At 69.2% G+C, this 15,116-nt stretch carries 11 protein-coding genes and 1 tRNA gene; 7 read left to right on the top strand and 5 right to left on the bottom strand.

Annotated elements, in window-relative coordinates:
• Positions 1–18 precede the first annotated feature (18 nt).
• Genes LY40_RS13415 through bagB form a run of 3 tightly spaced genes read left to right on the top strand, consistent with a single transcriptional unit; the run spans position 19 to position 2,452 of the window.
• A complete protein-coding gene (locus LY40_RS13415) occupies positions 19–267 on the top strand; it encodes a hypothetical protein (protein ID WP_183782222.1) in 249 nt (82 codons plus the stop codon).
• Between the two features lie 17 nt (positions 268–284).
• Positions 285–1,289: an ATPase BagA gene (gene bagA / locus LY40_RS13410; protein WP_183782219.1), complete on the top strand. Its 1,005-nt coding sequence runs from the start codon at positions 285–287 to the stop codon at positions 1,287–1,289.
• 2 nt (positions 1,290–1,291) lie between these two features.
• The gene (gene bagB / locus LY40_RS13405; protein WP_258937042.1) at positions 1,292–2,452 is read left to right on the top strand and encodes an ATPase BagB; all 1,161 of its coding nucleotides are present in this window, start codon (positions 1,292–1,294) and stop codon (positions 2,450–2,452) included.
• A gap of 66 nt (positions 2,453–2,518) precedes the next feature.
• Here the strand turns inward: bagB and LY40_RS13400 are convergent, their stop codons facing one another.
• The gene (locus tag LY40_RS13400) at positions 2,519–2,818 is read right to left on the bottom strand and encodes a WhiB family transcriptional regulator (RefSeq protein ID WP_183782214.1); all 300 of its coding nucleotides are present in this window, start codon (positions 2,816–2,818) and stop codon (positions 2,519–2,521) included.
• A gap of 370 nt (positions 2,819–3,188) precedes the next feature.
• Here LY40_RS13400 and LY40_RS13395 point away from each other — a divergent pair, with 370 nt between their 5' ends.
• The 3 genes from LY40_RS13395 to LY40_RS13385 all read left to right on the top strand — a co-directional run bounded on the left by LY40_RS13395 (position 3,189) and on the right by LY40_RS13385 (position 6,831).
• On the top strand, positions 3,189–5,303 hold the full coding sequence (locus LY40_RS13395) for a transglycosylase domain-containing protein (protein ID WP_183782212.1): 2,115 nt from the start codon (positions 3,189–3,191) through the stop codon (positions 5,301–5,303).
• Between the two features lie 456 nt (positions 5,304–5,759).
• Entirely contained in the window at positions 5,760–6,713 is a 954-nt protein-coding gene (locus tag LY40_RS13390) for a metallophosphoesterase (RefSeq protein ID WP_183782210.1), read from the top strand.
• A gap of 44 nt (positions 6,714–6,757) precedes the next feature.
• Positions 6,758–6,831, top strand: a tRNA-Pro gene (locus LY40_RS13385).
• 754 nt (positions 6,832–7,585) lie between these two features.
• Here LY40_RS13385 and LY40_RS13380 read toward each other — a convergent pair.
• The 3 genes from LY40_RS13380 to LY40_RS13370 all read right to left on the bottom strand — a co-directional run bounded on the left by LY40_RS13380 (position 7,586) and on the right by LY40_RS13370 (position 12,373).
• Entirely contained in the window at positions 7,586–9,925 is a 2,340-nt protein-coding gene (locus LY40_RS13380) for a PQQ-dependent sugar dehydrogenase (RefSeq protein WP_258937041.1), read from the bottom strand.
• 139 nt (positions 9,926–10,064) lie between these two features.
• Positions 10,065–10,823 (bottom strand): hypothetical protein, encoded by a 759-nt coding sequence (locus LY40_RS13375; protein ID WP_258937040.1) that lies wholly within the window; start codon positions 10,821–10,823, stop codon positions 10,065–10,067.
• A 737-nt stretch (positions 10,824–11,560) separates the two neighbouring features.
• Complete coding sequence (locus tag LY40_RS13370) at positions 11,561–12,373, bottom strand: potassium channel family protein (RefSeq protein ID WP_183782208.1); 813 nt, start codon at positions 12,371–12,373, stop codon at positions 11,561–11,563.
• Between the two features lie 163 nt (positions 12,374–12,536).
• Between LY40_RS13370 and LY40_RS13365 the strand changes: the two genes are divergently transcribed.
• Positions 12,537–14,402, top strand: a complete 1,866-nt coding sequence (locus LY40_RS13365) for a prolyl oligopeptidase family serine peptidase (RefSeq protein ID WP_258937039.1) — start codon at positions 12,537–12,539, stop codon at positions 14,400–14,402.
• Between the two features lie 184 nt (positions 14,403–14,586).
• Here the strand turns inward: LY40_RS13365 and dps are convergent, their stop codons facing one another.
• A complete protein-coding gene (dps, locus tag LY40_RS13360) occupies positions 14,587–15,063 on the bottom strand; it encodes a DNA starvation/stationary phase protection protein Dps (RefSeq protein WP_183782206.1) in 477 nt (158 codons plus the stop codon).
• Positions 15,064–15,116: the final 53 nt, after the last annotated feature.

Raw genomic sequence — 15,116 nt, 5'->3', positions numbered from 1 at the left:
CCAGTAGCGTGAGTTCCCGTGGAAACGTGGCGGATCTTGGCGGCCTCGCTGCTGGTTGTGGCGGGCGGCCTGGCTGTGTTGATGATCATGGCGCGCGCGAGGGAGAAGACCGGCCGGTGGCAGGTGGTCGCCGTGACGGGGCTCGTCGGCGTCACCGCACTGGCGCTGACCTGCGTTCTCACGCTCACCGTGCTGTCGCCGGCCGTGTCGTGGTGGCTGGCGGGCGGCATCGCCGTGGTCGTCGCCGTGCTGGCCATGGCCAGTTGATGTCTTACGCTGCCCCGGTGACCACCACGCTGGCCGGCTGGACCGACGAGCTGACCCGCACCCGGCTGCATTTCGTGACCGGCAAGGGCGGCACCGGCAAGACGACCCTCGCCGCGTCGCTCGGGCTCGCGCTCGCGGGCCACGGCAGGCGCGTACTGCTGGTCGAGGTCGAGGGCAGGCAGGGCTTCGCCCAGCTCTTCGACACCGAACCACTGCCGTACGCGGAGCAACGCATCGCCTCCGCCCCGAACGGTGGCGAGGTGCGAGCGCTGCACATCGACGTCGAGGCGGCGCTGCTCGAGTACTTCGAGATGTTCTACAACCTCGGCTTCGCGGGCCGCACGCTGCGCAGGATGGGTGCGATCGAGTTCGCGACCACGCTGGCACCGGGGCTGCGGGACGTGCTGCTCACGGGCAAGATCAAGGAGTGTGTCGGCCGCACCGACTCCGACGGGCGCCACTTCTACGACGCCGTCGTGGTGGACGCGCCACCCACGGGCCGGGTGGTGAAGTTCCTCGACGTCACCCGCGCGCTGACGGACCTGGCCAAGACGGGTCCGATCCGATCGCAGGCCGACGGCGTCGTGAGCCTGCTGCATTCGGGTCAGACGGCCGTGCACCTGGTGACGCTGCTCGAGGAGATGCCCGTACGCGAGACGCTGGACGCGGTCGCCGAGCTGGATGGTGCGGACCTGCGGCCGGGGGCCGTGCTGATCAACCGGGTGCGCCCGCCGCGGTTGCCCGCCCGATCGATCTCGCCCGCCGCTGACGGCCGGGTCGACGCCGACCGGGTGCGCGCCGGGTTGGCTGCGGCCGGCCTCGACCTGCCGGACGCGACACTCGACGCACTCGTGACCGAGACCGTCGAACACGCCGGCCGGGTCGAGGCGGAGACGACCGCGCGGCAGCAGCTGTCCGAGAGCGACCTGCCGACGCTCGAACTGGCCGACCTCTCCGGCGGGGTCGACGTCGCCGCGCTGTACGAATTGGCGGAATCGCTCCGCGGCCAGGGGGTGCGGTGACGATGTCGGACACACGGGACACCCGGGACCACGTCGACCTGGACGGTCTCGACGTCGACACGCTCATCGACGACCCGGGCACGCGCGTGGTCGTGTGCTGCGGTTCGGGCGGGGTCGGCAAGACGACGACGGCCGCCTCGCTCGCGCTGCGGGCCGCGGAACGCGGCAGGCAGACGGTGGTGCTGACCATCGACCCGGCGCGGCGGCTCGCCCAGGCGCTGGGCCTTCGTGAGCTGGGCAATCATCCCCGACAGGTGACGGTCGACGGGTTCGAACCGGACGGCCAGCTGTGGGCGATGATGCTGGACATGCGCCGCACGTTCGACGACATGGTGCGGCGCCACGCCGGCCCCGAACGGGCCGAACAGCTGCTGAGCAACCCCTTCTACCAGACCATTTCCACGTCCTTCTCCGGCACGCAGGAGTACATGGCGATGGAGAAGCTGGGGCAGCTCGCGGCGACGGGCGACTGGGATCTGATCGTCGTCGACACGCCGCCGAGCCGATCGGCGCTGGACTTCCTCGACGCCCCGAGCCGACTGTCGGCGGCACTGGACGGGCGGATGATCCGCCTGCTCACCAGCCCGGCGCGCGCGGGCGGCTGGGGGATCCGCAAGGTCATGAGCGCGGGCTTCTCGATGTTCGCCAAGGCCGTCTCGACCATCCTGGGCGGCCAGTTGCTGGCGGACGCCTCGGCGTTCATGCAGGCGTTCGACTCGACGTTCGGCGGGTTCCGCGAACGGGCGGCGAAGACGCAGGAACTGCTGCGGTCCGAGGGCACCTCGTTCCTGGTCGTGGCAGCGCCGGAACCGGACGCGCTGCGCGAGGCGAGTTACTTCGTGGAGCGGCTCTCGGAGGAGACGATGCCACTGGCCGGTTTGGTGGCGAACCGGACACATCCCGTGCTGGCCGACCTGTCCGCGGTCGACGCACTCGCGGCGGCCGAGTCACTGGAACGCGGGGAGACCAGCGCACCGCTCGCGGAGGCGGTGCTGCGGTTGCACGCCGACCGGGTACAGCTGGCCGAACGCGAGTCACGGCTGTTGGAGCGTTTCACCAGGGCGCACCCGAGCGTGCCCGTGCGGCGGGTGCCCGCGTTGGCCGGCGACGTGCACGACGTGTGCGGGCTGCGCGACATCGGCGACCGCCTGGCCGGCAACTGACGCACCGGGGTCCGAAGGTCGTGAGGGGTGGACACCGGCCGGGCCGGCGTCCACCCGTCCGGCGTGTCAGCTCGAACCCGCGCCGGCGGGCTCGTATTCACGTTTGGCCGACTCGAGAAGGTCCCACCAGCTGTGCACCTCGGGGCGCTTGCGCAGCAGCGCACGCCGTTCCCGTTCGGTCATTCCTCCCCAGACACCGAAATCGATCCGGTTGTCGAGCGCCTCGGCGAGACATTCGGTCCGCACGGGGCAGCCCATGCAGATGACCTTCGCGCGATTCTGCTCTGCGCCGCGGACGAACAGTCCGTCCGGGTCCGTGTCCCGGCAGTACGCCTGGATACGCCAGCTCGACTGGTTGGTGTTCATCACGACCCCCAGCTCCTACCTGTTGTGACCTGCGCAGTTGCCATGCCTCGGGCCGCCTGGTCGTGGCGCCTCAGCCTCGCCGCTGCGACTGGTCGCTCTCTCTCCCTGTGTTCTCACGGTCCCTCCGCAACGCCTCCCCTTGTGAGCGTTGCCTCGTGAGATGTTGACGGACTGTAGACACGGTCGGTTCCCATATCCAACCGACGAAGTTCGGATTTGTTTTCGCGAATGACCACACGGTCAAGTGCAGGTGGCTACAATGTTTCGGATCGGGGCTTGGAGCTTTCTCCACTGAAGTGGGTATCGGCGCCCCGGCACCGCGCCGTGTAGCCAACCCGCACGTGACGGCTGCTATGCGTACCCTGGCTGCGTGCGTAAGAGAAGCGGTCTGCTGAAGCTGGTTGGTCTCTGCCTGCTGGCCGGTGTGCTGGTGGCGGGGATCCTCTTTCCTGTGGTCGGAGCCGCCGGTGTCGTGTCGAACCAGGCGAGCGAGACCGTGGAGTCGATGTCGGCCGAGCTGGCCGACGAGCCGCCGCCACAGCTGACGACGGTCACGGACAAGAGCGGCAAGCCGATCGCGACGCTGTACAACCAGTACCGCGTACCGACCAAACCCGATCAGATCTCCGACGCCATGAAGTGGGCGCTGATCTCGATCGAGGACCGCCGCTTCTACGAGCACACGGGCGTCGACTGGAAGGGCACGCTGCGCGCCGCGATCAGCAACTCCTCGGGCGGCGACACGCAGGGCGCCTCGACGTTGACGCAGCAGTACGTGAAGAACTATCTGATCAACGTCACCTACCGCGACGACGAGATCGGCCAGCAGCGCGCACAGGAACAGACCATCGCGCGCAAGCTCAAGGAAGCGCGCATCGCGATCCAGCTCGAGACGCGGATGTCGAAGGACGAGATCCTCGCCGGGTATCTGAACGTCGTCGAGTTCTCGCGGCAGATCTACGGTGTCGGCGGGGCCGCGCGGGCTTACTTCAACACCACGCCCGACAAACTGGACGTCGGCCAGTCGGCGATGCTCGCCGGCATGGTGAACAACCCGGCGGTGCTCGACCCGTGGAACAACCCCGAGGGTGCCAAGAACCGCCGCAACATGGTGCTCGACTCGATGGTCGACAACCGCAAGCTGTCGGCCGAGGACGCGGAGCGGATCAAGAAGGAGCCGCTGGGCGTGGCGAAGGGCGGCCCGAACAAGCCCGCGGCGAACTGTGTCGGTGCGGGCCCCGAGCACGGGTTCTTCTGCCAGTACGTCGAGGACTACCTGATCCGCTCGGGCATCTCGAAGGAAGACCTCTACGACGGCGGGTACACGATCCGCACCACGCTCGACCGGCGGATCAACCGCATCGCCAAGCGCTCCGCCGAGGAGCAGGTGCCCAAGATGCAGGAGAACATCGCCAACACGTTGGCCATGGTCCGGCCGGGCAAGAAGCGGCACGAGGTGGTGGCGTTGGCCGCCAACCGCGACTACGGACTGGACAAGGAAGCGGGCCAAACCACCTACGCGCTGCCGTCCGACACGTGGAACGTCACCGGCGCTGGGTCGAGCTACAAGATCTTCACGGCCGCCGCGGCGATGGAACACGCCGGGGTCGGCATCTTCGACTCGCTGCCGTCACCCGGGTCGTACACGGCGAGGAACTTCAGTGACGGCACGAACCCCTACACGGTGGGCAACGCGGGTGAGTACCCCGCCAGCATGACCCTGCAGGACGCGCTCGCCAAGTCGCCGAACACGACGTTCGTGCACCTCGTCGACCGCGTCGGCATGAAGCCGGTCCTCGACATGGCCTACAAGCTCGGCATGCGCCGGACGATGCAGTCGAACGCCGCCAACGGCGGTCCGGTCGACCCCGATGCCGACAGCTCCATGTACTCCCTGCCCCAGCGGAAGTTCTACGGCCCGCGAGCGAACACCCGCGGCATACCGTCGTTCACCCTCGGCGTCAGCCCGACGAACCCGCTGGAGATGTCCAACGTCGCCGCGACGATCCTCAGCGGCGGCACCTGGTGCCCGCCGACCCCGGTCGCCGAGGTCACCGACCGCAACGGCGACCCGGTGAAGATCGACGAGAACCCTTGCCAGCAGGTCGTCAACGAGGACCTGGCGAACTCGCTGGCCGTCGGCATGAGCAAAGACGACCTCCCGGGTGGCACGTCGGCCGCCGCGGCCGAGGCGGTCGACTGGTCACGCCCGATGATCGGCAAGACGGGCACGACGCAGAACAACGCCTCCGGTGCGTTCATCGGCGGCACGCCCCAGCTGGCCGGCGCGTCGATGATCTTCAAACCGGAGCGCCCGACGGGCGGCATCGTGGACAGCGGTCCGGGGAACGTCTACTCGGTCGACGGCGAGGGCAACATCTTCGGCGGCAAGGCCCCGGCCCGCACCTGGTTCAACGCCATGAAGAAGATCATGGAAGGGGAACCGGTCCGCCAGCTCCCGAAGCCCAGCCCCCGCTACGAATGAGGCCTGGCAGCCGTTGACAGCGGCGGCGAGACACCGCGACAGCCCTCGGTGTCCGGTCGGCCGACCGTTCGCGGCTGCCGACCGGAGGCCGGCAGTTCCGGCTGGTGCGTAGCCGTGCACGTCGTGCTCCTGGGGTTCGGCATGGTGGTGACCGCCGTCGTGGTCACCACCATGCCGCCGCGCCACTGCCTCCGCCGCACCATGCCGCCGCCGCACCGCTGCCGCTGTCGCTTCGGCTGACCCTGCTGTGGGCCCGGGTCGCCGCCCTGTACGTCATCGGGTTCGCCGCTCTCCGGCCGTTGTGGTGGCCGACCGGATCGGGACGGCGATCGCGCTGGTGTTCGCCGTCCCGGAAACGCGGCGACGACTGCGTCACGGCACCGGCTCGACGCGCCCCTGACACTTCGCCACACGCGCGTACGCTGGGCGCGTGCATCTGCTGGGCAAGGAGACTTCATGAAGCGCCTCGTCACCACGACGGCGGCCGTCGGCGCCGCGACGCTCGGCTATGCCGTCGGCGTCGAACGCAGGAACTGGACGCTGCGCACCGCCGTGCTGCCCGTCCTCGACGACGACGCCTACCCCATTCGCATCCTCCACATCTCCGATCTGCACATGCTGCCCGGCCAGAAGTCCAAACAACGCTGGGTCGCCGCCCTCGACGAACTCGAACCCGACCTCGTCGTCAACACCGGCGACAACCTCGCCCACCGACGCGCGGTGCCGCACGTGCTCCGCGCGCTGGGACCGCTGCTCGATCGGCCCGGCGTGTTCATCTTCGGCAGCAACGACTACTACGCGCCCAAACCGAAGAACCCCGCTCGTTACCTCATGCCCAAGGGCCGCAAGAAGCGGATCCACGGCAGGCACCTGCCCTGGCAGGACCTGCGCGCAGCGATGATCGAACGCGGCTGGCAGGACCTCACCCACCGCCGCACCACCTTCGACGTCGCAGGCCAGCGCATCTTCGCCGCCGGCGTCGACGACCCCCACCTGCGCCGCGACCGCTTCAACGAGATCGCAGGCCCCGTCGACGCCGAGATCGTGATGAAGCTCGGCATCACCCACTCGCCCGAACCGCGCGTGCTCGACCCGTTCGCCTCCGAGGGCTACGACCTCGTCCTCGCAGGCCACACCCACGGCGGACAGCTCCGCATCCCCGGCATCGGCGCCCTCGTCACCAACTGTGAACTCGACCGCTCCCGCGCCCGAGGCGTCTCCCGGTGGGGCGCCGACATGTGGCTCGGTGTCTCCGCAGGACTCGGCACCTCGCCGTACGCCCCGGCCCGGTTCGCCTGCCCGCCCGAAGCAAGCCTGCTCACCCTCGTTCCCCGCAGTTCACCGACCACCCGCAGGGACACCACCGCCAGAAGGACCACCCGCCGCAAAGCCCGCAGCGAAGTCCGCTAGACTGTTTCCCGACCCGCTCACCGGGAGACCGGTGAACACATCATCGGGGTGTGGCGCAGCTTGGTAGCGTGCCTCGTTCGGGTCGAGGAGGTCGTGGGTTCAAATCCCGCCACCCCGACGAAAGAGGGAGACCCTTGTCCGCGGAAAGCGTGGACAAGGGTCTCTTTCTTTATGTCTTGTGGGGGCGCAGCCCCCACACCCCGGCCCGGCGGGCTCCGCCCCCGGACCCCCTGCCTGTGGTGGCGATGCAGGACGTGAGTTGCGGTGGCGGGGTGGGTCCGGCCGTGCTCGCTGCGCTCGCCGGCCTACTGCCGAATACGTGCGGGTGCGAGCTCTCGTGAGGTGCGGGCGTCGGGGGTCGTGCGTTGCGTCGCGTGGGGCGTCCGCCGTTGCTCGCCGGCGCTCGCTCGGCTGCTCGGGTGCCATGCGGGTGCGGGGACTCGTAGGGCGCGGCAGCCGGGGACGTGTGTTGCGTTGCGTGGGTGAGCCGCCGTTGCTCGCCGGGGGCTCGCTCGGCTCCTCCCGGGACGTCGGAGGGGCAGCGGCGCCGCACCGCGAGAACTGAGTTCGGCCGTGTTGCGCCCTCCGGGCGCCGTGTTTCGGATTCCAGGACCCGTGTTGCGCCCTCCGGGAGGTGTGTTGCGGATTCCAGGGGGCGGGCGCGGCGGACGGGGAGCGCGGCCGTCGGCGGCACGCTGATCGTCGCCGCAGCTGCCGTGGTGGCCCTCGCCGCAGCGGTCTCCGGGCTCCGGGCTCCGGGCTCCGGGCTCCGGGCTCCGGGCTCCGGGCTCCGGGCTCCGGGCTCCGGGACAAGGGTCGAACAGCAGCGGTGGGCCGCACCGAACCGGTACGGCCCACCGCTGCGTGATCGCTTACTCGCCCCGGAAGCGGGCGTACTGCTCGGCGATCGTCGAACCGTCGGCAGCCTCGTCCAGGAACATCAGCGAATCCATGCTGCAGTTGCACGGATTCTTCTCCGCCGTGTTCTGCGGGAAGCTACCGCCGATCTTGATGCCGCGCGGATTCGTCGCACTCGTCGGCGAACCGTCCACCTGCCACGGGTCACCGTCCTTGACGTACGACCCCTCGAGCGGCTCGCCGTTGCGATACAACGCCATCTCGCCGGTCGTGTAGTCGAACGTGGCCGCCAGGTGCACCCACTCGTCCTGCGGCAGGAGCTCACGCCAGTCCCGGTCGGCCGCGAACATCTGCGACTCGCCACCGTCCAGGCGCCTGCCCAGAGCCACCAGCTGCATCTCGCCGTCGACCTCGATCAGCTCGAGCAGCGCACGCACGTCGTGGCCGTCCGAATCGCCGCTCAGCACGCCAGCCAGGCCGACGGAGTTGTACCGCGCGTCCGGGTCGTCCGACGACGGTTCGGGGCTCGGGTTCTCACCCGTCATCTTCACCCAGCCCATCACCGTGATCCCGTCGGCGGCGTTGAACGCGTCCAACGCCTCGACACCGTCGGCGTCGCCGTCCCACAGGCCGGCCTTCCAGTCGTCGTTTCCGACCTGGCCCGGATTCACCTGCTTCAGCTGCAACGAGTTGTTGCTGCCGGGGAACGCCCCGCCGTCGACGCGCATGTCCTCGCCGCCGTTGACCAGGTCCAGCAGCGTGTTGGCGCTGCCCTGACCGGCCTCCTTCGCACCGTCCACAGCGAACGGATGCTCGAAGTCGTAGTGCGCGACCAGGTTGTCCGACACGTCATCGGTGACCTCCGACGGCTCCGCCGGCTTCACGTCGGTGACCTTCCAGATCTTGCCGTTCGCCTTGGCCAGCAGGTACAGCTCGCCCGCCGCGTCGGTGCCGAACCGCAGGTCGACCCGGCCGTCGTCGACGAAGTCGCTCATCCGCTTGCGGTCGCCGTCCGAGTCGAACAGCTGCACCTCGGTGATCGGTTCACGATTCTTGCCGCGGCTCATGTCGGCGGCCTCGGTGCTGAAGACCTCACCGTCGACCAGGTCGCCGAAGATGTACTTGCCCTGCAGCTCCGGATGGACGTCGCCGCGGTACACCTGACCGCCGGAGATCGCGTGGCCACTGTCCGAATTGCACGGCCAGTTGTCGGGTGCATCGTGATCGTAGGCCGCCACCGGGTAGGTGTAGCCGTACTTGGCGTCGTCGGGCGGCAACGGATACAGCACGCACTGCTTCTCCGGGTCGAACCGGAAGCGACCCTCGCGTTCGCTCCACCCGAGGTTGTCGCCCTTCTCGACCTTGTACACCGCTTCGAGCGCTCGCTGTCCGATGTGGCCGAGGTACATGTCGTTCTTGCCCTCGGGGTCCCACGTGAATCGGTGCGGATCCCGCATGCCCAGCGCATAGATCTCGCCGAGCGCGCCTTCCTCGCCGACGAACGGGTTCGACTCCGGAATGCCGTACTCGCCGTTGGGACCGTTCGTGCCCTCCGGGTCGATGCGGAGGATCTTGCCCGCCGGGTTGTCGAGCTCCTGCGGAATATCGGTGCCGACACCGTCTCCGCCGTCGCCGACCGCCAGGTACAGCAGGCCGTAGTCCTCGTCACCGGGCTCGGCCGTCGGGTTGAAGTCGATCTGCTGGATCGCGTGGATCTGTGTCGCGAAACCGAACCGGAAGATCTCGCGATGGGTTCCCGAGAACGTGTTCGCCGACGGATCATCCGCCGTCCACTCGGTCACGACGCTCTGCACCGTCGCGTCCTGCTGGTTGGGATACGTCGGCTCGTTCTCGGCGATTCCCTCCTCGCCGACCGAATGCACCGTGTAGAACTTGCCGTTCTCGGCGAACTCCGGATGGAACGTGACGAAGCCGAATCCCGTTCCCATACCCCTACCGGAGAAGAAGTACTCGTCCTCGGAGCGCATGTCGAGATACTCGTGCTGCTCACCGTCGTCGGAGAGCAGATACATCGGGCCGTTGAGGTCCGGCACGTACTTCCGGCCCGAGCCGTCCGGCACCTCCCCGATGTAGTTGATTCGGTTGTGCCGCATCAGACGCTCGTCCGTCGGCGGCGGCGTCGGTTCGGTCTCCGGCAGCTGGGCGTACTCCTCCAGCACCAATCCCAGTTCCGCAGGCTTCGGATCCTCGGGGATCGGGTCTGTGATCGGTTCGTCACCCGTCGCCGGCCCGCTTTCCGCCGGTGGCGCTCCGCCCGCCGGCGGCGCCGACAGGGTCATCGTGAGCACCGCCGCGGTCACGGCGGACACCCACCATTTTCTGTTGCCCATCATTGGACTCCATCCCACGTGCTCATGGTTTTCACGTGCTTGGATCGGTTTGCGGCCGGCGCGAGTGCGAGTGCACGCCGGCCCGCCCGAAATGTGGCGGCGATCCCGCCACACCGGGACGTCTACAGTGGATCTCCAGTCGTCAGTCGCGGACACCGACGGCGGTCACGTCGCGAATGCGCCCGTAGTTGTCGAACGATCCGAACCCGATGCGGCCACCCGAGAACGTCGTGTCCTTGGCCGTCATCAACGGCTTCGGAGAACCGTCGATGTGAACGGCGATACGACCGGACGGCGCGTGGTGGTCGACACGCACGTCGTGCCACTCGCGGTCGTCGATCGCGGGCCTTGCGCCGGACTCGCCGTTCCACTGGTCGTCGATGCGTTCCCGGTCGGCGTCGTCGACCTTGAAGATGCCGTTGTGCGGGTAGATCGTGTTGTCCTGCGACAGGTGGACGTAGTAGAAGCTCGTCGGCGACCGGTAGTTGAAGATCAGGACGACGTCGCGGTCGTTTCGGGTCACGGGTTCGTCGATGCGCACCGTGGCGCGGTAGCGAACCGATCCCAGTTCGGGGCCCGCGTCGACGATCGCGTACTCGAACGGCCTGCGCGGACCCTCCGGCGGGTCTCCCCGCTCGGCCTGGATCACCTGCCGGTCGGAGAAGCTCCACTTGTCCGGGTGAAGCGGCGACCAGTCACGCTGCGTCGGCTCCGGACGAACGACGGTGAAGCCGCTCCGATCCGGAGATCCGCCCACATCGAACGGACCGGCAGCCGGATACTGCGCCGACAGCCCGCCTTCCTGTCCGGGTGAACCGGGTGATGTCGGGCCCGCCTCCGGTGCGCTCGCCGCCTCCGCCGATGCCGCGGCCGGGATCGCCGTCGCGGGGATCGCCGTCAACGGCAGGACTGCGGCCGCTGCGACGACCAACGCCCGTCGCAGCCCCGGCGGCCTCGGCTGCGATGTCGGGCCGATACTGCGTGAGTCGATACTGCGTGAGCTGGAAGTCGTTCGGGCATGCGAAAACGTGCGGTGCATGATCCTCCCCGCTCGGCCGGCCGCGTCCACGGCCGCCGCTGATGCGATTTGGCAACTCATGCGGCACCGCCACCTCGACGAGCGGTCGTGTCGACGAGCCGGCGCCATGCGCGAAGAACTCAGCGATCACCTCCGTTGGCTCGCCGTACGGCTCGTCTTGTAAGCGCTTTCGGAAAGCGCTTCCCGGAAGCATAGGAGCGGTGATCCACAACCGCAAGCCCACACAGCGGACAATCCGGATGGACGAGAGCAGACGGCGCAGCCAGGGCGCACGGCCGCAACAAGCCCCGCACAGGAGCCGGCGCGGCAGCTGCGACGGCGTGGCAGTAGCGCGGCGTGGCAGCAGCGCGGCGACGGCGACGGCGACGGCGACGGCGTGGCAGTAGCACAGCGATGGCGACGCACGGCATCAAAGCCCGGCAGCCCAGCTACCGAGAGGCGGGACGCACGCCGGTCGGCCCCGGGCGGGATCCGGCAACCACCGAAGCACCGAAGACCGCCGCCGCCCGCAAGGCCCGACAGGACCCGCGAGGTCCCACAGCCCTCGAGCGCCGAGCCCTTAGCCCCTAACCCCTGACCACTATCCCGGCGGGTCCTCGCTACACCCGGGAATCGTCGGTGCGGGATCCCACGAGTTGTTCGCGCAGGGCGGTGATCTCCGCCTTGAGGTCGGCGACCTCGCCGCGCAGCTCCTCCGCGCGGACGGCGTCGGCCTGCCTGGACTCCTTCTCCGACTCCTCCATACCGCCGAACTTCTCGACGAACCACGACGCGATCGAACCCGTGACCACACCGAGCAGTGCGATGCCGGCGAGCATCAACCCGGTGGCGATGAGCTTGCCCTCGCTCGACACCGGCGAGTAGTCGCCGTAACCGACGGTCGTGATGGTGGTCATCGTCCACCACAGGGCGTCGGCGAAGGTCGTGATCATGGCGTCCGGCTGATCGCGTTCGACCTCGAGGACGGCCAGCGCGGCGGACACGCCGACCAGCACCGTCGCACCCGACACGTAGGCCACGACCTGACCGCGCACGCGGGCCTGGAGACGCCGGTTGATCAGCACCAGCACCATGACCAGGCGCAGCACGCGCAGCTGGCGCAGTATCGGAACCACGATGGTCACGAGGTCGAACAGGTTCCGCAGCACGAATCTGCCGCGCCGACGGCTCAGCGCGAGCCGGATGAGGTAGTCGGCGGCGAACGCCGCCCACACCAGCCACATGCCGACGTCCAACGTCGAGCGCGTGCCGCGGTCCATGCCGGGCTGCAGCACGATCCAGGCGTACCCGGCGAAGAACAGTACGGACAGCGCGATCATCGGCCACTCGGTGCGCTGCTCCCAGCGCTGCAGCCGTGTCTCGTCGGGTTCGTCGTCGGCGCCGTTGTCGGTGCGCACGGGTTCAGCAGACATCGCGCCCATGATGACGGCCACCCCCTCGGTGGATACGCACAACCCCGCAACCTCACAGGTGACGGGCCTCACACGGACCTCACGCGGCGGAGCCGCCCTCGGGACCGCCACCGGGCACGGCGCGCGGCGGCATCACAACCCGGACCTGGCAGTATCGACAGCCGTGACGACACAGCAGCCAGGCACAACGCAGTACCCAGCCCCGCACGTCCCCGAACGGCTCTTCTCCGACGAGGCGGCCGAGCAGCGCTGGCGGTCCCGGTTCCTGGCGCCGCGCGTATCGGTGCCGGACTGGGCGCTCGACGCACCCGACGCCAGCATCTACGTGTCCAACGCCAGCGGCGTGTGGGAGGTCTACGCGTGGAACCGCGCCACGGGCGAACGCTGCCGGGTGACCGATCGTCCTAACGGGACGCTCCACGCGACGCTGTCGCCCGACGGGGAATCGATCTGGTGGTTCGACGACACCGACGGCGACGAGTTCGGCTCGTGGGTCCGCCAGCCCTTCGACGCGAGCGGCGACACATCCCAGCAGCCCGGCGCAGCCAAGGCCGTCGTCGACGTGCCCGACGGCTACCCGGCGGGCCTCGAGATCGGCCACCGGCTCGTCGCGGTCGGCGTGTCCACCGACGACGGCAGTGCGCTGTACGCCCACGCGGGCGGGGAGACGACGCGCTTCTACTCCCGGTCCGAGGACGCGGGCATCGCCGCGCTGTCCCGGGACGAACGGCTGCTGGCGATCGCCCACTCCGAGCACGGCGACTCCCGCCACCCTGCCGTCCGCGTGCTCGCCACCGACGGGTTCGAGACCGTCGCCGACAAGTGGGACGGCGAGGGCAAGGGCCTCGATGCGCTCGAGTTCTCTCCCGTCGAAGGCGACCCACGGCTGCTGCTCCTGCACGAACGCCGCGGCCGGGAAGAGCTGCTCATCTGGGACGTCGAGGCCGACACCGAACAGGAGATCAGCCTCGACCTGCCCGGCGAGGTAGCGGGCACCTGGTACCCGGACGCCGACGCGCTGCTGATCGTCCACTTCCACGAGGGCCGCAGCTCGCTGCACCACTACGACCTGAAGACCGGCGCACTGGCCGCGCTGGACACGCCGCCGGGCCGGATCGGCGGTGGCGGCGTGCGCCCTGACGGCAACGTCGAGTACTCGTGGTCGAACGCCGCCCGGCCGCCCGTGGTGCGGGTGCGCCGCGCCGACGGCACCGACGAGGTGCTGATGACCCCGCCCGGCGATCCGGCGCCGGGGTCGCAGCCCGTCGAGGACGCGTTCGTCGACGGCCCCGGTGGGCGCATCCACGCGCTCGTCGCGAAGCCGGCAGGCGCCGCCGGTCCGCAGCCGACCGTCTTCCTGCTGCACGGCGGTCCGCACGCGGCCGACGAGGACCGCTTCTCGGCCTACCGCGCCGTGTGGCTGGATGCCGGGTTCGCGGTCGTCGAGGTGAACTACCGCGGGTCGACGGGGTACGGCTCGGCGTGGCGCGACGCCATCGAGGGAAGGCCCGGACTGACCGAGCTCGAGGACGTTGCAGCGGTGCACGACTGGGCCGTCAGCAGCGGGCTGACCGATCCGCAGCGGTGCGTCGTCAGCGGCGCTTCGTGGGGCGGGTACCTGACGCTGCTGGCGCTCGGCACCCAGCCGGGCCGGTGGACGGCAGGTGTCGCCGGCGTTCCCGTCGCCGACTACGTGGCCGCCTACGAGGACGAGATGGAACAGCTGCGCTCGTTCGACCGTGCCCTGTTCGGCGGTGCGCCCGAGGACGTCCCCGACGTCTACCGCGAGTGCTCGCCGCTGACGTATCTCGACGACGTCGACGTCCCGGTGCTCGTCCTCGCGGGTGACAACGACCCGCGGTGCCCGATCCGGCAGATCGAGAACTACCTCGACGGGCTCGCCGAGCGCGGCGTGCCGCACGCGTTCTACCGCTACGACGCAGGGCACGGCTCGCTGGTGATCTCCGAGACGATCACCCAGACGGCCACCGAGGTGCACTTCGCGATGCAGGCCGTCGGCCTCGCCTGACCCGCGCGTTCAACCCGGCCACGCGTCGGCATGTCGTCGACGGGCGGTGGCCGGGCCGGCGGTGAACGCCCCCAACGGCACCTTGGGGCGTTCACCGCCCTTGATCTTGCGTCTCCCCGTGATCTCACCATCCGTGTCCGTCCCGTGGGAGAACCGCCCCCTGGGGCTTCACACGCCGGTGCGATTACTGCTGCTGGGCCTGCCACATCCAGTGATGCTTCTCGAGCTCGGCCGCGATCTCGATGAGCAGGTCCTGAGTGACGAGGTCGGCCTTGTCGGTCTCGTCGATGCTCTTGCGCAGGCGTTCGATCAGCTCGGAGAGGACCTCGACGATCGCGTCGACGGTGGCCTGCGTGTCCTGCCAGTTGTCGGGGTAGTCGGACAGGCCGGAACTCTCGGTGACCGTCGATGCCTTGCCGTTCGGCGAGACACCGATGGCGTTGGCACGCTCGGCCACCGAGTCGGTGTAGGTGCGCGCCGTCGACACCAGCTCGTCGAGCTGCAGGTGGACGCTGCGGAAGTTCGTGCCGACCACGTTCCAGTGGGCCTGCTTCGCGATCAGTGACAGATCGATGAGGTCGACCAGCGTGCTCTGCAGCACGTTCGCGGTGATCTTCTTGTCGCTGTCCTTGAGTGGGCTGCTGATCGGCGACTTGGCCATCGGTTCCTCCTGCGGTGCGCTCCCCTGCAAGCGCTCGAGTACTCGGAACGCCG

The organism is Prauserella salsuginis (assembly GCF_024648885.1).
Classification (GTDB): Bacteria; Actinomycetota; Actinomycetes; order Mycobacteriales; family Pseudonocardiaceae; genus Prauserella; species Prauserella salsuginis.
This window is presented reverse-complemented; position numbering and strand designations above follow the sequence as displayed.

Excerpts from the sequence above, each read along its gene's own strand:
- bagB (WP_258937042.1), top strand. The coding sequence starts at position 1,292 with ATGTCGGACACACGGGACACCCGGGACCACGTCGACCTGGACGGTCTC.
- LY40_RS13380 (WP_258937041.1), bottom strand. The coding sequence starts at position 9,925 with ATGATGGGCAACAGAAAATGGTGGGTGTCCGCCGTGACCGCGGCGGTG.
- LY40_RS13370 (WP_183782208.1), bottom strand. The coding sequence starts at position 12,373 with ATGTCTGCTGAACCCGTGCGCACCGACAACGGCGCCGACGACGAACCC.
- LY40_RS13400 (WP_183782214.1), bottom strand. The coding sequence starts at position 2,818 with ATGAACACCAACCAGTCGAGCTGGCGTATCCAGGCGTACTGCCGGGAC.
- dps (WP_183782206.1), bottom strand. The coding sequence starts at position 15,063 with ATGGCCAAGTCGCCGATCAGCAGCCCACTCAAGGACAGCGACAAGAAG.
- LY40_RS13390 (WP_183782210.1), top strand. The coding sequence starts at position 5,760 with ATGAAGCGCCTCGTCACCACGACGGCGGCCGTCGGCGCCGCGACGCTC.